Source organism: uncultured Sulfitobacter sp. (genome assembly GCF_947497275.1).
Taxonomy (GTDB): domain Bacteria; phylum Pseudomonadota; class Alphaproteobacteria; order Rhodobacterales; family Rhodobacteraceae; genus Sulfitobacter.
This window is the reverse complement of sequence record NZ_CANMFS010000001.1, coordinates 12,664-32,470: the sequence shown is the minus strand read 5'-3', so window position 1 is coordinate 32,470 and position 19,807 is coordinate 12,664. Positions and strand designations below refer to the sequence as shown.

The following is a 19,807-nucleotide window of genomic DNA, read 5'->3' as shown; positions in this document are numbered from 1 at the left end:
CATGTTCGTCCCGATATTCTTGACCCTGGGTGGCTGAAACGCACGGGCTGCTATGCTCCGGCGTTGTAATCTGCCGCCTTACAATCATATTCTAGGGACGAAAGAAAGAGTTATGCTTGCGTCAGATGGACGCGAAGCGCGCATGTCCCCCCGAAAGGAACCGACCGATGGCCGACGCCCCATTTTCCCCGTTCGAGCAAAGCCTCGACCGCGAGACCGCCCTTGCCGTGCTGCGCGATGCGGTGGCCGGCGCCGACGACGGCGAGCTGTTTTTTGAGCGCCGACGCTCGGAATCACTGATATTCGATGACGGACGGCTCAAGACCGCGAGTTTCGACGCCGCCGAAGGATTCGGTCTGCGTGCGGTTCGTGGCGAGGTCGCGGGCTATGCCCATTCCACCGAAATATCCGAGGCTGCACTGCGCCGCGCCTCCGAGACCGCGCGGCTTGCCGTGGGCAGCGGGGGCGGCACCTGGGCCGATGCGCCCGAAGGCACGAACCAGCGTCTTTATACCGACGCAGACCCGATCGCGGGTGCCGCCTTCCCGGTCAAGGTCGAAACCCTACGCGAGATCGACGCCTACTGCCGCGCGCTCGATCCACGCGTGGTTCAGGTAAGCGCATCCATCTCCGCCTCGATACAAGAGGTCGAGATCCTGCGGCCCGAGGGCACGTCCGTGCGCGACGTGCGCCCGATGACGCGCGTGAACGTGTCGATCATCGTCGAACAGGACGGACGCCGCGAAACCGGCACTGCGGGCGGTGGCGGACGCATTGCGCTCGACGGTATGCTGGCCGCTGCCGACTGGCAGGCCAAAGCGCGCGAGGCGTTGCGCATCGCGGTGGTCAACCTTGATGCCGTCCCCGCCCCTGCCGGCGTTATGGACGTGGTGCTTGGCCCCGGCTGGCCCGGCATCTTGCTGCACGAGGCGATCGGGCACGGGCTGGAAGGGGATTTTAACCGCAAGGGCACCTCCGCCTTCGCCGGCCTGATGGGACAACAGATCGCGGCCAGCGGCGTGACAGTGCTGGACGATGGCACGATCCCGGATCGTCGCGGCTCCATCTCCGTCGACGACGAAGGTACGCCCAGCGCCAGGAACGTTCTGATCGAGGACGGCAGGCTCGTCGGCTTCATGCAGGACCGTCAGAACGCGCGGCTCATGGGGGTGCAGAGCACCGGTAACGGGCGGCGACAGAGCTTTGCCCATATTCCGATGCCGCGGATGACCAACACCTATATGCTGGGCGGCGATGTGAGCCCCGGTGATATCGTCGCTGACCTGAATGATGGCATCTATGCCGTCGGATTTGGCGGCGGACAGGTCGACATCACCAACGGAAAATTCGTATTCTCCTGCACAGAAGCCTACCGCGTGCAGAACGGTGTCGTCGGCGCGCCGGTCAAGGGGGCGACGCTGATCGGCGACGGGGCCACCGCCCTTAAGCAGATCCGCGCCATAGGCAACGATCCCGCGCTCGATCCCGGCATGGGCAACTGCGGTAAACAGGGACAGTGGGTGCCTGTCGGGGTCGGTCAACCGACGCTGATGATCGGTGGACTGACAGTCGGCGGCTCGGCCGCTTGAGCAAAGGAAGCACCTGGCCAATCTGGCGGACTGACGGCATCACGGCAAAGGGCTCATGGGGTAAAAAGTTCTGCTGGCTGTGTTTGGCCTGGCGCTGTTCACTGCCTTCGTCGGCTTCCTGTTGCACGTGGTCGGGTTTGTCGATTTGACCTATGGAGGGAGCCAATCGGATTTCTTTAGCGCCTACGGGGGCCTTTTGATGGTCAGTCCCCTGCTTACTTGGATTGGCACGATACCCGCATCGCCCCTGATTCTTTTGTCTGACGGCCCGGATTTGGCGGATCTGGCAGTACAGTGTTGATCGGCGCCGCTTGCTCCGCGATCCTTTTTGATGCAGTTTGGGGAATTTTTCCGCATGGGGATCAACCGCTTTTCCATTGCTCATGGCACCTGGTGCTGTTGCAGCTGCTTTGTTCTGGCTAACTCTACGCTACAGATGCGCGAAGCACATCGTAGCACCAGGACCGAGGCGATCGGCCCCGTTTACTTGAATTGCTCTGAATCGATTCACCCCCTGTTAACCAGTTCAACCTATATCTGATTCCAGCAACAGACGGAGATACGGGATGACTGACAGGGACTTCAATCCTTCTTCCACTCACCCCCCACTCCCACCCACCCCGGAAGACGAACAGTTTGCCCGCCTTCGTCTGTTGCGCTCGCGCCGGGTCGGCATCATGACGTATAAACGACTGCTGGCTGAACATGGCACTGCGCAGAACGCGCTAGCCGCGCTGCCCGAGGTGGCGCGGGCCGCGGGCGTCCCGACATACGAAGTCTGCCCCGAAGGGGTGATCCACGCAGAGTTGAAAGCGGCCAAAGCGGCTGGCGCGCGGCTGTTGGAAACTGGTAGCCGTCACTACCCTTCCGCACTGGCCGAACTTGACGATGCGCCGCCATTTTTGTGGTTGCTTGGCGATTTCTCGCTGCTGTCGCGTCCGATGATCGCAATGGTTGGCGCGCGCAATGCCTCCTCGCTGGGCACCCGCATGGCGCGGACACTCGCACATGACCTGGGCGAAGCCGGATATGTCGTCGTCTCCGGTCTGGCGCGGGGTATTGATACCGCGGCACATCTGGCTGCCGTACCATTCGGTACTGTCGCCGTGCAGGCCGGTGGCGTCGATGTAATGTATCCGGCAGAGAATATCGATCTGGCCCAAACCATCGCCGCACAGGGTCTGCGGTTGAGCGAACAGCCGATGGGTCTGCAACCGATGGCGCGGCATTTCCCCAGTCGCAACCGCATCATCTCGGGCCTGTCGCGCGCGACGATCGTCGTAGAGGCGGCAGCGAAATCGGGCAGCTTGATTACCGCGCGCGATGCGCTCGATCAGGGGCGCGACGTGCTGGCGGTGCCGGGGCACCCCTTCGATGCACGCGCCGCCGGAGCCAACATGCTGATCCGCGACGGCGCAACATTGGTGCGCAGCGCGGCGGACATCATCGAGGCCCTCGGCCCGCTGAGCGAGGACGCGCCGCAACTGCCGCTGAGACCGCGGCCTGCGCAGCTGACGCAAAAGCCCGCCCGCCCGAAACGATCCCTGCGCGAGGCTGCGGCGCTTCATTTGACGATCCTGTCGCGTCTCGGCCCGTCACCCGTTGCCGAGGATCAGTTGATCCGCGACTTGCAGGCAGCTCCTGCTACAGTGGCGCCCGCACTTCTCGAGCTTGAAATGGATGGGCAGATCAGGCGCAGTCCGGGCGGCCTGCTGTCGCGTCCGGGCTGAACCGAGCCGGACCAGTGCGCCGCCAGACGGCGCCGCAGCCTGAGCGCAGAGGGCCAAAGAAGCCGCATGGGCGCTCTGCCGCCGCATGCCGAAACCCGACCCTCATTGACAAAGGCCCCTTGCATCCCACATGTCAAAGGCCGTAGACGCCGCCAAACCTCCCGTCGAAGGACTTAAGTCGCATGCCAGTAGTCGTTGTCGAATCTCCCGCCAAGGCCAAGACGATCAACAAGTATCTCGGCGACGACTACACTGTTCTTGCGTCTTACGGCCACGTCCGCGATCTGCCACCCAAGGATGGATCCGTCGATACGGAAAACGACTTCGATATGCTGTGGGAAGTGGCCAGCGACAGCAAGAAGCACGTCAAGGCAATCTCCGACGCGCTCAAAAACGACAACGAACTGATTCTCGCGACCGACCCCGACCGCGAAGGCGAGGCGATCAGCTGGCACCTCCACGAGACATTGCTCAAACGCAAATCCATCAAGAAGGATACGCCGGTCAGCCGCGTCGTCTTCAACGCGATCACCAAATCCGCCGTTTCGGAAGCGATGAAAAACCCACGCCAGGTCGATATGCCGCTGGTGGAGGCATATCTCGCCCGGCGTGCGCTGGATTATCTGGTGGGATTCAACCTTTCTCCGGTGTTGTGGCGCAAACTGCCGGGGGCGAAATCCGCTGGTCGCGTACAATCCGTCACCCTGCGCCTCATCGTCGAACGCGAGATGGAAATCGAGGCGTTCCGCAACCGCGAATACTGGACCGTGAAGGCCCTGCTTGCCACACCGACAGGGCAGGAATTCGAGGCGCGCCTGACGACTTTGGCAGGCAAGAAGCTGGATAAATTCGATCTGGCGAACGACACGCAGGCGGAAATGGCCGTGCAGGCGATCAACAGCCGCGATCTGAGCGTCGCCAGCGTCGAGGCGAAACCGGCCTCGCGCAATCCGTCCGCACCGTTCATGACATCGACCTTGCAACAGGAGGCAAGCCGCAAGTTCGGCATGGGCGCACGGCAGACGATGTCGACTGCACAACGTCTATACGAGGCAGGCCACATCACCTACATGCGGACCGATGGCATCGACATGGCGCCCGAAGCCGTGACTATGGCGCGTGACGCGATCAAGGATCGGTACGGCGATAAATACGTGCCCGGCACACCGCGCGTCTACAAGAACAAGGCCAAGAACGCGCAGGAAGCGCACGAATGTATCCGTCCCACGGAAATGTCCAAAGATGCGGACGCGCTCAAGCTGATGGATGGCGACCAACGCAAGCTGTACGATCTGATCTGGAAGCGCACGCTGGCCTGCCAGATGGAAAGCGCGCGGATGGAGCGCACCACCGTCGAGATCGCCTCGGCGGACGGTCAGGTCGGTCTGCGCGCTTCCGGCCAGGTGGTGTTGTTCGACGGCTTTCTGAAGGTTTACGAAGAGGGGCGCGACGACGTGGTCGACGACGACGACAAGCGTCTGCCCCAGATCAACCAGTCCGACAAGATGGCCAAGCGCGCCGTCACGCCCGAGCAGCACTTCACCCAACCGCCGCCGCGCTATACCGAGGCGACGTTGGTCAAACGGATGGAAGAACTGGGCATTGGACGCCCTTCGACCTATGCGAGTATCGTTACCACCATCCAGGACCGTGGCTATGTGCGCCGCGAAGGTCAGCGGCTGATCCCCGAAGACAAGGGCCGTTTGGTGACGGCTTTTCTCGAGAACTACTTCAAACGCTATATCGGCTATGATTTCACCGCGGATCTCGAAGATCAGCTCGACAAGGTGTCCGCCGGCGACGCCGAGTACAAGAAGGTCCTCGAACGCTTCTGGCGCGATTTTTCCGCCGCGATAGCGGAGACGTCGGATCTGCGCATCACCGAGGTGTTGGAGAAGATCAACGAGGTTCTCGAGCCGCATCTGTTTCCGCCGAACGAGGATGGCACCGACCCGCGCTTGTGCCCCAACTGCGGCGCCGGCCGCCTGTCGATGCGCACCGCCCGTTCTGGTGGAGCGTTCATCGGTTGCTCGAACTATCCCGAATGTCGGTACACCCGCCCCTTCGGCCCGCCGGATCCGGAGGCCGAGGCATCCGCCATCCCGCCCGAAGGAAAGCTGTTGGGCGAGGATCAGGGCGATGAAATCAGGGTATTCAAGGGTCGGTTCGGCCCCTACGTGCAGCGCGGGGCGGTGACTGAAGAAAACAAGAAACCGCCGCGTCAGTCGATCCCGAAGGACTGGCCGCCCGAAGAGCTGGAGCTCGAGCGCGCGGTGATGCTGCTGTCGCTGCCGCGCGAGATCGGGCCGCACCCTGAAGACGGGGTAATGGTCTGGGCCAATATCGGGCGGTACGGTCCTTACATCAAACACGCGCCCAGCACATCGGACCGCGGCGGCACCAACGCCAACCTCGAAGGCATCGACGAGGTGTTTACCGTCGGCATGAACCGCGCCGTCCAGTTATTGGCAGAAAAAGTCGCGTCGCGCGGCGCGCGCGGAAAGGCCGCGGCCCCTCTGCGCGAACTGGGCGAACATCCCGAGGCGGGTGGCCCCGTCAACGTGATGAACGGGAAATACGGCCCCTATGTGAAGTGGGAGAAGCTGAACGCGACAATTCCCGACACGGTCGAGCCGGATGAGATAACACTCGGACAAGCCGTTGTTTTGCTGGACGAGCGGGCGGAGAAGGCGGGCAAGAAGAAACCCGCAGCCAAAAAGAAGGCCCCTGCGAAGAAAAAGGCCGCGCCGAAGAAGACGGCAACCAAAAAGGCGACACCAAAAAAGGCGGCGACCAAGAAGCCTGCCGCCAAGACAGCAAAGGCCGGCAGTGGCGACGCGTGACGCCGGGGTCGCAGTGACGCAAGAAACGCCGCAAGCGCCGCAGCCCGCGCTTCCCTGACAGCCGGTAGACCGTCATCCTGTTCCAGATCGAGCACCGGAAAACGATAGGATGTCCATCGCACAACTCTCTCGCCGACAGCCTCTGAATGTTGCGGGGGCCGCGATTGCGGCCCCCTCCCTCTTGCGCGCCGAAGGCACCCGCTCTCGGAGGGTCATCCGGCGCAAGGTGATGAGCTTCACCTCTCAGGATTGGCGCGATCATTTCGATACGTTGGGTAGGGCGGTCATTATCGCGGATATCACGTCCCGCACGCGCCATTTTTTGGAGTGGCGATGCCACACCCATCGGATCTTTCCGACATCGGTGCCCCGCACCGACGCGCTTGCCAAATACGGATACACGCAGGTGTTCCGCAAGAAGGTCGACCCGGACTGGCCCCCGACCGCGTCTATGGTCGCGCGCAGTCCGGATCTGAAATACCGGCCGCCCGGTCCCGCCAATCCGCTCGGCACTCATGTGATGTATCTTGGCTGGGCCAATTATCTGATCCACGGCGCCCACGACGCCCGCAAGATCGTGCGACCGTCCTCCGATAGATGCATAGGCTTGTCCAACTCTGCGGTCGCCGAGCTTTTTTCGCTTGTTCCCGTGGGAACGCAGTTCCGTATTCTGTAGGCTTGGCCGCACCCGCCGCGTTGCGGCATTGCATTGACATGGCTGTGACGCCCCGTCACAAACTCTCCCGAAGGTTCACAGACAAGGGGAGCACCATCTGATGAAGAAAGTGTATGGAAGCGCCGCCGAGGCTCTCGACGGAGTTCTGACGGATGGCATGTTGATCGCATCGGGGGGGTTTGGCCTGTGTGGTATTCCCGAATTGCTGTTGGCCGCAATCCGCGATTCCGGTGTGAAGGATCTGACCTTTGCCTCGAACAACGCAGGCGTCGATGACTTCGGGATCGGGATCCTGTTGCAGACCAAGCAAGTGAAGAAAATGATCTCGTCCTATGTCGGCGAGAACAAGGAATTCATGCGCCAGTATCTGTCGGGCGAGCTTGAGCTGGAATTCGCGCCGCAAGGGACTTTGGCGGAACGGATGCGCGCGGGAGGATGCGGCATCCCGGGTTTCTACACCAAGACCGGCGTCGGTACGCAGATCGCGGAAGGTAAGGAAGTGAAGGCTTTCGGTGGCGAGGACTATATCCTCGAAGAGGGCATCTTTGCCGATCTGGCCATCGTCAAGGCGTGGAAGGCCGACGACACCGGCAACCTGATCTTTCGCAAGACCGCGCGCAACTTCAACCCGCCCGCCGCGATGTGCGGCAAGGTCTGTATCGTCGAGGTCGAGGAAATCGTCCCGCGCGGCGCGCTGGACGGTGACGCGATTCACCTGCCTGGCATCTACGTGCACCGCATCATCCAGGGCGATCACGAGAAACGTATCGAACAACGCACCGTTCGTCAGAAAGAAGGCGCATAACCATGTGGGATCGCAATCAAATGGCGGCACGCGCCGCGCAAGAGCTTGAAGACGGCATGTACGTCAACCTCGGCATCGGGATTCCGACGCTGGTGGCGAACTATGTGGGCGACAAGGACATCACTCTGCAATCCGAGAACGGCATGCTGGGCATGGGCCCCTTTCCGTTCGAGGGCGACGAGGATGCCGACCTGATCAACGCGGGAAAGCAGACCATCACCGAACTGAACCGCACCGCCTATTTCGACAGTGCCATGTCCTTTGGTATGATCCGGGGCGGCAAGATCGCGGCGGCCATTCTGGGCGCAATGGAAGTTGCGGAAAACGGCGATCTGGCAAACTGGATGATCCCCGGCAAGCTGGTCAAGGGCATGGGCGGTGCGATGGATCTAGTCGCGGGCGTGGGCCGTGTGATTGTGGTGATGGACCACGCCAACAAGCACGGCGAAAGCAAGGTCCTCAAGGAATGTACCCTGCCGCTGACCGGCAAGGGTGTCGTCGACCGGATCATCACCAATCTCGGCGTGCTCGACGTGGTCGAGGGCGGGTTGCGGATTGTCGAATGTGCCGAGGGCGTCACCGAAGACGAACTGCGCGCGGCGACCGACGCTACGCTGGTCTGACCCCCGCACGAAAAGACGTGCCCAAAGCTGTCGCGGACACTTTGGGCACGACACCCGCGCTAATCTAGTTCAGCGCAGCGAACACGCAGCCGTCCGAGATCAACTGCGGCGGCGTCTGGCACAGGCCGCGTGCGACCTGAAACGCGGCAAGCACCTTGGGAACGTAGTCGCGGGTTTCCGCAAAGGGCGGCACGCCCGCATGCTTGCGCACAGAGCCCTCTCCGGCGTTGTATCCTGCCAGTACAAGGATCGGGTCGCTTTCGAACTCCCCCATCAACCAGTCGAGATACTTGATCCCGCCGGCGATGTTCTGATCGGCCTTCAGGCTGTCGTCCACGCCGAAACGGCTTGCTGTATCGGGCATCAGCTGCATCAGGCCCTGCGCCCCTGCCCCGCTGACCGCATCCGGTTTGCCTGACGACTCAACTGAAATCACCGCGAGCGCGAGCGCCGGTGACACCCGTGTGCCGATGGTCGAGCGCAGAATGTCTATACCGTGTGCCTTGGCGATGTCCTGCATCTGTTGCATACGCGGTGCCGGGATCCGCGACGTGGCACTGGCCAGCGTAGTCATCGCCTTCTCCAGCCGCCCCGGCCCCGATTGCGCGGCCTCGGGCGATACTTCCGTCCAGAACCAGTCATACTGTCCAGCTTTGGGGCGCGCTATACTGCCCGACGGCGCGATTGCCACCGGCTGAGCCGCGACTGCCGGCGGATCGTATTTCGGACGGTTGATCCTGACTTTGCTTCCCGAACGAGCGCCCGCCTTGGGCACCTTGACGAATTTCGCGGAAAAATCGGGAAACGGCGGCGGAAGGTCGGCGCGTATCTGACCCGCAGGCCAGCCAAGTGCAACAACCACCCCGAGGATCAAGGGTGCAAATGGATTTTTCATGCGAACTGCTCTCGCTCATTTTGTATTTTTCCGAGCAACATCTCTCAAATTCGTTCAAAAAGCCACAAAATGCGGCATCCAAAAATGGCGATTTTGCCATAATCGAGGTGTTTCTGCCCCAGACCTTAACCAATTCGGAAACGTGAATTTTAAAATATCGTTTACTTCCAGATACTTGGTAAAATTCTGTTCCAGAAAATAGTTGACGGTGCAAAAGTCTTATTCGCCGCCAAATTCATGCCCCATTCATCCGGCTATATAGCGTCATACCAAGTGACGCAGACCTGAATGAGAGCGGGTCACGAAGCGGAGCAAGGTTGGAACTAGAAATCAATTTGATCCTTTGGAGGGACACTACCATGATGAAATTTCTGAAAAACTTCCGCAATGACGAATCCGGCGCCGTGACAGTTGACTGGGTTGTTTTGACAGCCGCAGTTGTTGGTCTGGCGATTGCCGCATACGGCTCCATCCAGACCGGCGCGGAAAACATGACGTCGAACACATCGAGCTTCTTGGGCACACAGACCGTTGGTTCAATCGGTGCACCAACAGAATAAGGTCTTGTAAGAACCTTATCCTCGGGGGGCTGCGTTCTGCATGGAATGCAGCCTCCTTTTTCATTTCCGGTCTTACCGACGCAGATCCATAGGAGAGCGAAATTATCATGATAACGCGGTTCAAGAGAGTTTTGAAAGACGAAGACGGCGCGGTAACGGTCGATTGGGTTGTCCTGACGGCAGCAGTCTGCGGTCTGGCTATCGCCTCGTTCGCTGCTATTCATCAGGGTAGCAAAAGTGTGAGCGGGAACGTCAGCGACTACCTGAACAGCACGACCGTAAAAGAATTGGCCGGCATCGAATAATCAGCCGAAAATTCGCGCTCGGCACCAGCTTTTCGTCGTTCCGTCAAACAATAACCACAGTCCCACGGCATGATTGTCATTGAAGTATCCGGCCAGTGCCGGACCATGAACTAAAGAGGAACACGAACATGCGTATGATATTCGGACTCGTGCTATTGGTCGGCATCGCCCTTGCGGGCGGCGCGGTGTATCTCGCCAAGGACCAGATCGGCCAGTACAAATCCGCCATCGCCAACGCTGAGGCGGCAAAACAGAAAATCGTTCCCACCCAGACGGTCTACGTCGCGGCGCGCGCGCTGAAATACGGTGAGAAACTGGAAAAAGACGACGTGCGCGCGGTGGATTTTCCCGTTACGGCGATCCCCGAAGGCAGCTTTGAGAACGAAGTCTCGATTTTTCCTGAAAATACTGATGAATTGCGCGTTGTTTTGCGTCCGATCGAAAAGGATGAGGCATTGCTTGCGGTCAAACTTACCCTTCCCGGCGAGGATGCGGGACTGACGTCCCAGCTTGAACGCGGTATGCGTGCCTTCGCGATAAAGGTCGACGTGTCGTCCGGCGTGTCAGGCTTTTTGCGCCCCGGTGACCGTGTCGATGTCTATTGGACCGGCCGTGTCGGCGGTGGGCAAAACAGCACTGACGTGACCAAGCTTATCGACACAGGCATTCAGTTGATCGCCGTCGACCAACGCTCGGGTGATTTGGACGGCGCAATGATTGCGCGGACCGTTACCGTCGCCGTCAGCCCCAACCAGGTTGCCGCTCTCGCGCAAGCCCAGACCACGGGGCGGCTTGCACTGTCGCTCGTCGGCGTCGGCGACGACACCGTCGCCGGTACAATCGAAGTGAACCAGAAAGACCTGCTGGGCATCGTCGATGAGGCAAAAGCACCTGCAGCGCCGGAAGAAAAGGTCTGTACCATTCGCACCCGTAGGGGCGCCGAGGTGGTCAACCTGCCTATTCCCTGCACCAACTAAAGCAGCAAGACCCCGGTACTCGCAATGACAGACAGGTTCCACGTCGCCGCGCCCGCAAAGGGTGCGGTGTTTGCCGTTGTGCCTCTGTTGCCATTAGTCCACACGAACTTTGACCGCGACACCATTGTTTATTGCAAAAAAAATCAATTTCCCTCAGGGTGATACAAACGACGGGCAGCAAGACCCTATTTTGAGGCGTGATCAAAAAGGCAGGTCACATGAAAATTGATAGATTTCTAAAAGCAGCCCTTCTGGGGTTTGCCCTGAGTGCATCCGCAATTTGCGTGACTCTTCCGTCCAGTGTGCAGGCTGACCAACTTCGCGTGGTGAAAAGCGGAACCAGTACGAAACTCAACGTGCCGTTGAACCGTGCGGTGGTCGTGGAAAGTGACACGCCCTTTGCCGAGCTGAGCATCGCCAATCCGGGCATCGCCGATCTTTCGTCGCTGTCGGACCGAACGATCTATGTTCTGGGCAAATCGCCGGGTACGACAACCCTTACACTGTTCGACGCGGCGGGCCGCCTGATCACCAATGTCGAGGTTCAGGTTACCCCCGATCTGTCAGAGTTCAAGGAGCGTCTGCGCCAGATCCTGCCCGGTGAACGCATCGAAGTCCGGTCGGCAAACGACGGGATCGTCCTGTCGGGCGTGGTCTCATCCACGCAAAAGCTACAGCGTGCGCTGGATCTCGCGCAGCGCTATGCCCCCGAACGGGTATCAAATCTGATGAGCGTCGGTGGCATCCAGCAGGTCATGCTGAAGGTGCGCTTTGCCGAAATGCAACGCTCTGTTTCGAAATCACTCAGCTCGTCCCTGGCATTGGGTGGCGCGCTCGGGAGCGATGTCGGCGTGCGCGGCGGCAGCGGCACCCTGACGACAGGTGGTCAGCGCACAAACGCGATTTCCGGCGCCCTGCCGGCCACAAACACGAATAACGGCGCCATCCTGTTCGGTTTCAATGCGGGCTCGACGCAAGTCGGCATCCTGCTCGAAGCACTTGAGCAAAAAGGCGTGGTCCGCTTTCTCGCGGAGCCGAACCTTGTCGCGCTGTCGGGACAAGAAGCGAAATTCTTGGCCGGGGGCGAATATCCGATCCCCGTCGCGCAGGACGACGGGCGAACATCCATCGAATTCAAGCCGTTCGGGGTCGAACTGGCCTTTATTCCGCGGGTCGTGGACAAGGATCTCGTCAATCTGGAGCTGAAGGCTGCGGTTTCCGCTATCGATCCGGCGAACGGCATCACGCTTGACGGCGGTTTCAGCGTGGCCGCCTTCTCGCGCCGCGAAACCTCGACCACGGTCGAGATGCGCGACGGAGAAAGTTTTGCCATTGCGGGTCTGTTGCAAGACGATTTCACCGACAATTCATCGCAGTTGCCCTGGATCGGCGATGTGCCGGTGCTTGGCGCGCTGTTCCGCAGCGCCGATTATCAGCGCAGCCAGACCGAACTGGTGATCATCATCACATCACATCTGGTCACGCCCACACGCGGCGAAGCACTTGCACTGCCGACTGACCGCATCAAGCCGCCGACAGAAAAAGATCTGTTCCTGCATGGCCGGACTGCTGCGGGCACCCACACACCGCGCCAAGGGGCCGCGGGAGAGGTTGCCAAGCAGGATTTCACCGGGTCATATGGCTATGTACTGGATTGATACGATGCAAAGCGCAAAGACCAGAAAACTTGGTGTAATCGGTATGTCGGTCGCTGCGCTGGCACTGGCCGGCTGCGCCTCCAGTACGGACCAAGTGTACACCCAGTTTCATTCAGAAGCAGGCGCACTGGTCGATACCGGCAGCTTCGGCAATGCCACCATGAACAACAGAATGGTAATGACGGGCGAACGGCAATACACGTTCGATCTGGCCAACCGCTTTGCGGCCGAAGTCGAGAGCACCGTCAACTTCGCGTTCAACTCCGCACAGCTCGACGGCGCCGCCCAAGCGGTTCTGCGTCGGCAGGCCGGATGGATCCGCCAGTTCCCCGAAGTCCGCTTTCGCGTGTACGGGCACACGGACGCCGTGGGATCGAACCGTTTCAATAAAGTCCTGGGCCAGCAGCGCGCCAATGCCGTTGTCGCCTATCTTACCGGTCTCGGCATCAGCCGGGCCCGCCTGGAAGCGGTTGTTTCGTTCGGCGAAACGCAACCGCTTGTCGTGACCCAGGGTCAGGAACGGCGCAACCGGCGTACGGTGACCGAAGTCACCGGTTTCGTCGAACGCCACCCCACCGTACTGGACGGCAAGTATGCCCAAATCATCTACCGCGACTATGTGGCGAGTGCTGTCCCCGAAAGCCAGCTGACCTCCAGCGACGTTACCGGGCTCGACAGCAACTAAAGCGCACGCGAAATCCAATGCCATTCCGGCACGGATTTCGCGACGTGTTTGCCAGACGCCGCTTTGACCAATCCTTCCGATTGTCGGCTATCGTTTCATCATACCCAACAATCGAAGCAATTCGGCCCCAATCTCGCCCCAAACCAATGCCATGTATTTTGCAACGAGATAACTCCGTCCGGTCATAGCACCGGAAGAGGGGTTTCGGAGCAAAACCGCGCCTGCCGATACGGCGGGCACCAGCTCTGATCCCTTTTACAGAAGGATACGAGCCGATGAGCAGCCCGATGCCACAACCCGATCAAGCCGCGATCCTCGCTTGTACCGTGAGCCGCGACGTGCAGAATTTCGACCTTTTGATCGAGGATATGGAAACAGTACTCGGGGAAAGCTGGGGGGATCTGGGGTTCACAGAGGCATTGACCTTCTTCAGCCAGCCAGAAGCGGACGGGATGGAATTTATCGCGCTCGCGCTGGATGCTGCGGACGAAGACAATCTGCCGCTGATGGCCGAGATCATCACCCAGGCCAAAAGCCGAGATATCAAGGTGATCCTGATCGCCGAAGATGTCACACCCGGCGCGTTGCATTCCCTGTTGCGCCAGGGCGCGGATGAATTTGTCCCCTACCCGCTGCCTGAAGGCGAACTTGCCGAAGCGATCGAGCGCGTTCGCGCCCCGAAAATCCCGCAGACCACAGCCACAGGAACCGGGGCCGATCACATCAAGGCCGGCGCAAAGAAAGACGGTGCCGTTATCGTCGTGCACGGTCTGGCCGGTGGCACGGGTGCGACGACGCTCGCCGTCAATCTCGCATGGGAACTGGCAACACAGGGCAAGACCGGCGGCCCGTCCGTCTGTCTGCTCGATCTCGATCTGCAATACGGCTCCGTCTCGACTTTCCTTGATCTGCCACGGCGCGAAGTCGTCTATGACATGCTCTCGGACACTGCGGGAATGGACGAAGAGATCTTTGGCCAGGCGTTGATGACATACGACGAAAAGTTGCATGTACTGACCGCACCCGGTGATATGCTACCCCTCGATCTGGTAAGCTCTGAAGACATCGCGCGTGTGCTTCAGATGGCCCGCGACCAATTCGACTATGTCGTGATCGACATGCCTTCGACGCTGGTGCAATGGTCCGAGACGGTTTTGACCTCCGCACATCTGTACTTTGCGACGCTTGAGCTGGACATGCGCTCTGCCCAGAACGCCCTGCGTTTCAAACGCGCGCTGCAATCCGAGGAATTACCGATCGAGAAGATCCGGTATGTCCTGAACCGCGCACCCAAGTTTACCGATCTGAGCGCAAAAAGCCGGGTTAAGCGGCTGGCCGAAAGCCTGTCGATCTCTCTCGATATCCAGTTGCCCGACGGCGGCAAGCCGATCACGCAGGCCAATGATCACGGTCTGCCGCTTGCCTCTTCAGCCCCCAAAAGCCCGTTGCGCCGGGAAATCGCCAAGCTGGCGGCCTCCATCCACACCCTCAAGGACGATGAGGCCGCTGCGGCGTAAACCGCTTACAGGAAGAAGTGTACCATGTTCTCGAAGTACAAGAAGACTGATGCGGCTGCCGCGAATTCGGCGGCCAGCGCCATTGTCACCCCCCTTGCGCCGGTAACGGATTCGGAACCCAAACCGGCGTCGATGCGACGTGCGGCAAAGCCTGCCGCAGCCTCGCCGATAGACAAGGAAGTCAAACGCAAGCAGCGAATGAGCGAGATCAAGCTCGAGCTGCACCGCTCCCTGCTCGACAACCTCAATCTTGCGGCTCTGGAACATGCGACCGAACAGGATTTGCGTCAGGAGATCAACAGCATCGCCGCCGAAGTGCTTGCGGAGAAATCCATTGTGCTCAGCCGCGAGGACCGCATGACGCTCAACTCCGAGCTGTATGACGAAGTGACAGGCCTGGGACCGTTGGAGACGTTGCTCAAGGACGAGAGTGTCAACGATATTCTCGTAAACGGCCCGCAGCAGATCTTTGTCGAACGCGCGGGCAAGCTGGAGCTGACGGACATTACGTTCAAGGATGAACGCCACCTTTTGCGGATCATCGACAAGATCGTCAGCGCGGTTGGACGCCGTGTCGATGAAAGCAACCCTTACGTCGACGCCCGCCTAAAAGACGGATCACGTTTCAACGCAATGGTCCCGCCGGTGGCGGTCGACGGCAGCCTCGTCTCTATCCGGAAGTTCAAAAAGGACAAGCTGGGCATCGACGATCTGGTGAACTTTGGTGCCTTTACCGAAGAAATGGCTGCCTATCTCCAGGCGGCTGTTGCGACGCGGCTCAACATCATCGTGTCGGGTGGTACCGGGTCGGGCAAAACAACCACGCTCAACGCGCTGTCATCCTTCATCGACAACGCCGAACGCATCCTGACCATCGAAGACACGGCGGAACTTCAGCTGCAACAGACCCACGTAGGCCGGATGGAAAGCCGCCCGCCCAACGTCGAGGGCAAGGGCGAGGTTTCCCCGCGCGACTGTCTCAAGAACGCCCTGCGGATGCGCCCCGACCGTATCATTGTGGGCGAAACGCGTGGCGAGGAGGTCATCGACATGCTTCAGGCCATGAACACCGGCCACGACGGCTCAATGACGACGATCCACGCGAACTCGGCCCGCGACGGTGTGTCCCGTCTTGAAAACATGATTGCCATGGCCGGTATCGAAATGCCGCTCAAAGCCGTGCGCAGTCAGATCTCATCGGCTGTGAACCTCATCGTACAGGCCTCGCGCCTTCAGGACGGCTCGCGCCGGATGACGTCGATTACCGAGATTACGGGCATGGAGGGCGACGTGATCTCCATGCAGGAGATCTTCCGCTATCAGCGCGTGGGCCTCACGCCAGAGAACAAGATCATCGGCCATTTCACCGCCACCGGGGTGCGCAGCCACTATGCCGAACGCTTCCGCATGTGGGGCTATGATCTGCCGTCGTCCATCTACGAGCCCATCGCGGCGCAATAAGGAATTCTTGCCATGAGCGCAGAACCAATCATCTACGGTCTCATCTTCGTCGGCGTTCTGGTGCTGGTCGAGGGCCTGTATCTGGTGGCCTTCGGCAAATCCATCTCGCTCAACAGTCGCGTGAACCGCCGCCTCGAAATGCTCGAAAAAGGTCAGCGCCGCGAGGAAGTGCTGGACAAGCTGCGCAAGGAAATGCAGCAGCACATGAACGCGCGGACGATCCCGCTTTACTCGCTGCTGTCCGAAAAGGCACAGAAGGCGGCGATCGCTTTTACCCCCAAGCAATTGATCCTGGTGATGGCGGGTTTGTCGGTGGTGATCTTCATGGGTCTCACGGTCGGCACCGCGACAGAGCCGCCGGTGCGCATCGTCATGTCCATCGGCATGGGTGTGGGTGCCGTATTCATGTGGATTTCGATGAAGGCGAACAAGCGGATGTCGATGATCGAGGAACAGCTGCCCGACGCCGTCGAACTGATGGTGCGCTCCCTGCGGGTGGGCCATCCGTTTTCCAACGCGATTTCCATCGTCTCGAAAGAGATCCAGGACCCGCTGGCCTCCGAATTCGGCATCATCGCGGATGAAGCGGCTTACGGCCGTGACGTGGGCGAGGCGCTCAAGGATATGGCCGAAAGACTGGACATGCAGGATCTGCGCTTTCTCGCGGTTGCCGTCACGATCCAGCAGCAATCGGGCGGCAACCTGGCCGAAATCCTCGCCGGTCTGGCCAAGGTGATCCGCGCCCGCTTCCGCCTGTTCCGCCGAGTAAAGGCGATCACGGCCGAGGCGAAATGGTCCGGCAAGTTCCTGTCTGGATTTCCCGTCATGGCGCTTATCGTGATCAACATCGCCGATCCGAACTACTACGACGATGTGAAGGAAACGCCCTATTTCATTCCCGCCTGCTTCTTCGTCGGGATCTTTCTGGCGGTAAATCTCGTCGTCATGCGTGTTCTCACAAACATCAAAGTATAAAGGGCACAGACAGCTATGCTAAATTCGATCAACACACAGGTTTCCGGTGTTCTGGGCCCTTTCGGCCTGATCATCGTTTTGGGCGTGCTGGGTGTCGTCCTTGTGCTGGCGACGGTCGCCATGATGTTGAACCAGCCCGAAGATCCGCTCGACAAGTTCAAGCGCAGTGCCAATGCGCCGCGCAAGGGCGATCTGGAAACCCCAGCCGCCCTGCGCCAGAAGGAAGGCAACGCCCAGTTGCAAAAATTCGCGACGTTCCTCGAACCCAAGGACGTGGCCGAGTTGAGCCAGAAGCAGCTGGAATTGCGACAGGCAGGCTATCAATCGCGCGATGCGGTGCGCATGTTCTATTTCGCGCAGATGGCCTTGGGCCTTCTGGGTCTGACGATCGGCGTTGTCTATATCAACTTTCTCGGCGGTGGCGAAGGCATGAGCACCCAGAAGACCATGATGTGGACACTCGGCCCCGGCGCGGTCGGATACTGGCTGCCGAAATACTGGATCACGCGACGCGTCGCCGAGCGCAAGGAGCAGATCGAGCAAGGTTTCCCGGATGCGCTCGACATGATGCTGGTCTGCGTCGAAGCCGGTCAATCGCTGGATCAATGTATCGTCCGTGTGGCCGCGGAGTTGCGCGCATCCTATGTGGCACTCGCTGACGAATTCGAAGTCGTGGCCTATGAGATGAAGGCCGGTAAGGACAAGGTAACCGTGCTTAATGACATGGGCACCCGTTGCGGGGTACAGGATGTGTCGTCCTTTGTGACTGTGTTGGTGCAATCTGCCGCCTTCGGCACATCCATCGCAGACGCCCTGAGGGTCTATGCCGCCGAGATGCGCGACAAACGCGTGATGCGCGCCGAAGAAGCCGCAAACAAGTTGCCAACCAAGATGACACTCGCCACTATGATGCTTACGGTTCCGCCCCTTCTGGTCATTCTGGTCGGGCCATCCGCAATGGGCATCGCCAAGCTGGGCGAAATGAGCGGCCCCGGAGGCAATTGATGACGTCACGGGCTCTGCCCTACCTGTTTGTGTGTTGTGCTTTGGCCGCCTGTTCTACGGGCGGCCTTGGCACATCCGTCTTCGGCCCCCGAATGCCGGAACGGCTGGACGCGCCCGGTGTCGATTTGCGCGCAGCCGGCGCCGACAACCTGGAAACCGGACACCGCCTGGTGGCGTCGGGCGAATACGAACTGGCGATCCGTTCGTTCAACCGCGCGGCCATCGACCGGGGCACCGTCGATGCAGAGATCCTGTCGGGGATCGGCACCGCCAATCTGGGTCTGGGCCGGTTGGGACAAGCCGAAACCCAATTGCGCCGCGCGGTGCAGCGGGACGCGACACAGCCGGAAATTTGGAACAATCTCGGGGTCGTGTTGATGGAACGTGGCAAAAATGTCGAGGCAACACAGATATTTCGCAAGGCATTCGCGCTCGACAATGGCGAAAGTGTCTCAATCCGTGACAATCTGCGATTAGCGCTCGAAAAATCCGAAAATTCTGGTACTGCTTCTGGGAATGACCAAGATTATAAATTGGTGCGCCGTGGTTCTGCGGATTTCGTGATCCGACAGGCATTGTGACCTAAACATAGGCACCTTGCCCTTTCAGGCCCAAAGCACCGCCGAGGCAGTAGCAGGAAAAGGACGCAAAAATGCGCCACCCCCATGTTTTGAGCACCCTCCTCGCAGGGGCCGTGTTTCTGAGTGGCTGTGCGGAAAAATCCGCCGACGAAACGGTCGAACGTGCGTTTCAGGACGTCAACGTCATCGACGACGCGAACCTCAACGACGTTATGCTGACTGTCGCGGACCCGAACGAGGCGGTGATCTACTTCCAGCGGGTGCTGAAAGAAGAGCCCGGCAAGATCGAGCATAATCGTGGTCTCGCGCTCTCGTTAATGCGCGCAAAACGCTACGATGAAGGCGCAGCCGCGTGGGAGCGTACCGTTGCCCTGCCCGCCCGCACCGACGCAGACCGCGTAGAGCTTGCCGATGCGCTGATCCGGTCGGGCAACTGGGCCAAGGCGGAGCAGACGCTTACCTCGATCCCACCAACTCACGAGACATTCGCCCGCTACCGGCTCGAAGCGATCATTGCCGACAGCAAACAGCAGTGGGAAAAGGCAGACAGTTTCTACGAAACCGCCGTTGGCCTGACCACCGAACCTGCCCCGGTACTGAACAACTGGGGCTATTCCAAGCTGACACGCGGTGCCTACAAGGATGCAGAACGCTTGTTCACCAGTGCAATCACGCAGGATGCGGGGCTGTTCACCGCCAAGAACAACCTCGTTTTGGCGCGCGGCGCTCAGCGCAACTACACCCTGCCCGTGATCCCGATGGACCAGGCCGAACGCGCGCAATTATTGCACACCTTGGCCCTGTCGGCGATCAAACAGGGCGACGTCGAAACGGGCAAGGGATTGTTGCGCGAAGCGATCGACACCCATCCCCAGCACTTCGAGGCCGCATCGCGTTCTCTCGCAGCACTGGAAGGCTGAGC

The 19,807-nt window shown here is 60.0% G+C and carries 18 protein-coding genes; 17 read left to right on the top strand and 1 reads right to left on the bottom strand.

The genetic code is table 11. The features are described 5' to 3' along the window. Positions 1–167: 167 nt before the first annotated feature. The 6 genes from tldD to Q1A06_RS00135 all read left to right on the top strand — a co-directional run bounded on the left by tldD (position 168) and on the right by Q1A06_RS00135 (position 8,266). Positions 168–1,589, top strand: a complete 1,422-nt coding sequence (gene tldD, locus Q1A06_RS00160) for a metalloprotease TldD (protein ID WP_299557441.1) — start codon at positions 168–170, stop codon at positions 1,587–1,589. A 566-nt stretch (positions 1,590–2,155) separates the two neighbouring features. Beyond that, complete coding sequence (dprA, locus tag Q1A06_RS00155; protein ID WP_299557437.1) at positions 2,156–3,319, top strand: DNA-processing protein DprA; 1,164 nt, start codon at positions 2,156–2,158, stop codon at positions 3,317–3,319. Between the two features lie 182 nt (positions 3,320–3,501). Then, a complete protein-coding gene (gene topA / locus Q1A06_RS00150) occupies positions 3,502–6,162 on the top strand; it encodes a type I DNA topoisomerase (protein ID WP_299557433.1) in 2,661 nt (886 codons plus the stop codon). 109 nt (positions 6,163–6,271) lie between these two features. Beyond that, on the top strand, positions 6,272–6,838 hold the full coding sequence (locus Q1A06_RS00145) for a L,D-transpeptidase (RefSeq protein WP_299557430.1): 567 nt from the start codon (positions 6,272–6,274) through the stop codon (positions 6,836–6,838). A gap of 100 nt (positions 6,839–6,938) precedes the next feature. Beyond that, the gene (locus Q1A06_RS00140) at positions 6,939–7,643 is read left to right on the top strand and encodes a CoA transferase subunit A (RefSeq protein WP_299557427.1); all 705 of its coding nucleotides are present in this window, start codon (positions 6,939–6,941) and stop codon (positions 7,641–7,643) included. A 2-nt stretch (positions 7,644–7,645) separates the two neighbouring features. Further along, positions 7,646–8,266, top strand: coding sequence for a 3-oxoacid CoA-transferase subunit B (locus Q1A06_RS00135; protein WP_299557424.1), 621 nt, complete (start codon positions 7,646–7,648; stop codon positions 8,264–8,266). Positions 8,267–8,330: 64 nt separating this feature from the next. On the opposite strand, the gene Q1A06_RS00130 is transcribed toward Q1A06_RS00135, so the two are convergent. After that, on the bottom strand, positions 8,331–9,161 hold the full coding sequence (locus Q1A06_RS00130) for a lytic transglycosylase domain-containing protein (protein WP_299557421.1): 831 nt from the start codon (positions 9,159–9,161) through the stop codon (positions 8,331–8,333). A 359-nt stretch (positions 9,162–9,520) separates the two neighbouring features. Between Q1A06_RS00130 and Q1A06_RS00125 the strand changes: the two genes are divergently transcribed. The 11 genes from Q1A06_RS00125 (at position 9,521) to Q1A06_RS00075 (ending at position 19,805) form a co-directional block, all read left to right on the top strand. Next, a complete protein-coding gene (locus tag Q1A06_RS00125; RefSeq protein WP_299557418.1) occupies positions 9,521–9,721 on the top strand; it encodes a hypothetical protein in 201 nt (66 codons plus the stop codon). 107 nt (positions 9,722–9,828) lie between these two features. Beyond that, on the top strand, positions 9,829–10,026 hold the full coding sequence (locus Q1A06_RS00120) for a hypothetical protein (RefSeq protein WP_299557415.1): 198 nt from the start codon (positions 9,829–9,831) through the stop codon (positions 10,024–10,026). 128 nt (positions 10,027–10,154) lie between these two features. Continuing rightward, positions 10,155–11,003, top strand: a complete 849-nt coding sequence (gene cpaB / locus Q1A06_RS00115) for a Flp pilus assembly protein CpaB (protein WP_299557412.1) — start codon at positions 10,155–10,157, stop codon at positions 11,001–11,003. Positions 11,004–11,221: 218 nt separating this feature from the next. Further along, on the top strand, positions 11,222–12,661 hold the full coding sequence (locus Q1A06_RS00110; RefSeq protein ID WP_299557409.1) for a type II and III secretion system protein family protein: 1,440 nt from the start codon (positions 11,222–11,224) through the stop codon (positions 12,659–12,661). Further along, the gene (locus Q1A06_RS00105; RefSeq protein ID WP_299558830.1) at positions 12,648–13,346 is read left to right on the top strand and encodes an OmpA family protein; all 699 of its coding nucleotides are present in this window, start codon (positions 12,648–12,650) and stop codon (positions 13,344–13,346) included. Before Q1A06_RS00110 ends, Q1A06_RS00105 begins: the two co-directional genes overlap by 14 nt. Positions 13,347–13,621: 275 nt before the next feature. Further along, entirely contained in the window at positions 13,622–14,863 is a 1,242-nt protein-coding gene (locus Q1A06_RS00100; RefSeq protein WP_299557406.1) for an AAA family ATPase, read from the top strand. A 24-nt stretch (positions 14,864–14,887) separates the two neighbouring features. Continuing rightward, positions 14,888–16,324 carry a CpaF family protein gene (locus tag Q1A06_RS00095; protein ID WP_299557402.1) on the top strand — a complete coding sequence of 479 codons (1,437 nt, stop codon included), beginning with the start codon at positions 14,888–14,890 and terminating at the stop codon, positions 16,322–16,324. A 12-nt stretch (positions 16,325–16,336) separates the two neighbouring features. Further along, complete coding sequence (locus tag Q1A06_RS00090) at positions 16,337–17,299, top strand: type II secretion system F family protein (RefSeq protein WP_299557399.1); 963 nt, start codon at positions 16,337–16,339, stop codon at positions 17,297–17,299. 15 nt (positions 17,300–17,314) lie between these two features. Further along, the gene (locus tag Q1A06_RS00085) at positions 17,315–18,304 is read left to right on the top strand and encodes a type II secretion system F family protein (RefSeq protein WP_299557396.1); all 990 of its coding nucleotides are present in this window, start codon (positions 17,315–17,317) and stop codon (positions 18,302–18,304) included. After that, positions 18,304–18,885 carry a tetratricopeptide repeat protein gene (locus Q1A06_RS00080; RefSeq protein ID WP_299557393.1) on the top strand — a complete coding sequence of 194 codons (582 nt, stop codon included), beginning with the start codon at positions 18,304–18,306 and terminating at the stop codon, positions 18,883–18,885. The genes Q1A06_RS00085 and Q1A06_RS00080 overlap by 1 nt, the downstream gene beginning before the upstream one ends. A gap of 71 nt (positions 18,886–18,956) precedes the next feature. Continuing rightward, positions 18,957–19,805: a tetratricopeptide repeat protein gene (locus tag Q1A06_RS00075; protein WP_299557390.1), complete on the top strand. Its 849-nt coding sequence runs from the start codon at positions 18,957–18,959 to the stop codon at positions 19,803–19,805. The last annotated feature ends 2 nt before the right edge of the window (positions 19,806–19,807 follow it).

Bases quoted from the DNA above. Each gene is read 5' to 3' on its own strand.
- tldD (WP_299557441.1), top strand. From the start codon at position 168: ATGGCCGACGCCCCATTTTCCCCGTTCGAGCAAAGCCTCGACCGCGAG.
- dprA (WP_299557437.1), top strand. From the start codon at position 2,156: ATGACTGACAGGGACTTCAATCCTTCTTCCACTCACCCCCCACTCCCA.
- topA (WP_299557433.1), top strand. From the start codon at position 3,502: ATGCCAGTAGTCGTTGTCGAATCTCCCGCCAAGGCCAAGACGATCAAC.
- Q1A06_RS00145 (WP_299557430.1), top strand. From the start codon at position 6,272: ATGTCCATCGCACAACTCTCTCGCCGACAGCCTCTGAATGTTGCGGGG.
- Q1A06_RS00140 (WP_299557427.1), top strand. From the start codon at position 6,939: ATGAAGAAAGTGTATGGAAGCGCCGCCGAGGCTCTCGACGGAGTTCTG.
- Q1A06_RS00135 (WP_299557424.1), top strand. From the start codon at position 7,646: ATGTGGGATCGCAATCAAATGGCGGCACGCGCCGCGCAAGAGCTTGAA.
- Q1A06_RS00130 (WP_299557421.1), bottom strand. From the start codon at position 9,161: ATGAAAAATCCATTTGCACCCTTGATCCTCGGGGTGGTTGTTGCACTT.
- Q1A06_RS00125 (WP_299557418.1), top strand. From the start codon at position 9,521: ATGATGAAATTTCTGAAAAACTTCCGCAATGACGAATCCGGCGCCGTG.
- Q1A06_RS00120 (WP_299557415.1), top strand. From the start codon at position 9,829: ATGATAACGCGGTTCAAGAGAGTTTTGAAAGACGAAGACGGCGCGGTA.
- cpaB (WP_299557412.1), top strand. From the start codon at position 10,155: ATGCGTATGATATTCGGACTCGTGCTATTGGTCGGCATCGCCCTTGCG.
- Q1A06_RS00110 (WP_299557409.1), top strand. From the start codon at position 11,222: ATGAAAATTGATAGATTTCTAAAAGCAGCCCTTCTGGGGTTTGCCCTG.
- Q1A06_RS00105 (WP_299558830.1), top strand. From the start codon at position 12,648: ATGTACTGGATTGATACGATGCAAAGCGCAAAGACCAGAAAACTTGGT.
- Q1A06_RS00100 (WP_299557406.1), top strand. From the start codon at position 13,622: ATGAGCAGCCCGATGCCACAACCCGATCAAGCCGCGATCCTCGCTTGT.
- Q1A06_RS00095 (WP_299557402.1), top strand. From the start codon at position 14,888: ATGTTCTCGAAGTACAAGAAGACTGATGCGGCTGCCGCGAATTCGGCG.
- Q1A06_RS00090 (WP_299557399.1), top strand. From the start codon at position 16,337: ATGAGCGCAGAACCAATCATCTACGGTCTCATCTTCGTCGGCGTTCTG.
- Q1A06_RS00085 (WP_299557396.1), top strand. From the start codon at position 17,315: ATGCTAAATTCGATCAACACACAGGTTTCCGGTGTTCTGGGCCCTTTC.
- Q1A06_RS00080 (WP_299557393.1), top strand. From the start codon at position 18,304: ATGACGTCACGGGCTCTGCCCTACCTGTTTGTGTGTTGTGCTTTGGCC.
- Q1A06_RS00075 (WP_299557390.1), top strand. From the start codon at position 18,957: ATGCGCCACCCCCATGTTTTGAGCACCCTCCTCGCAGGGGCCGTGTTT.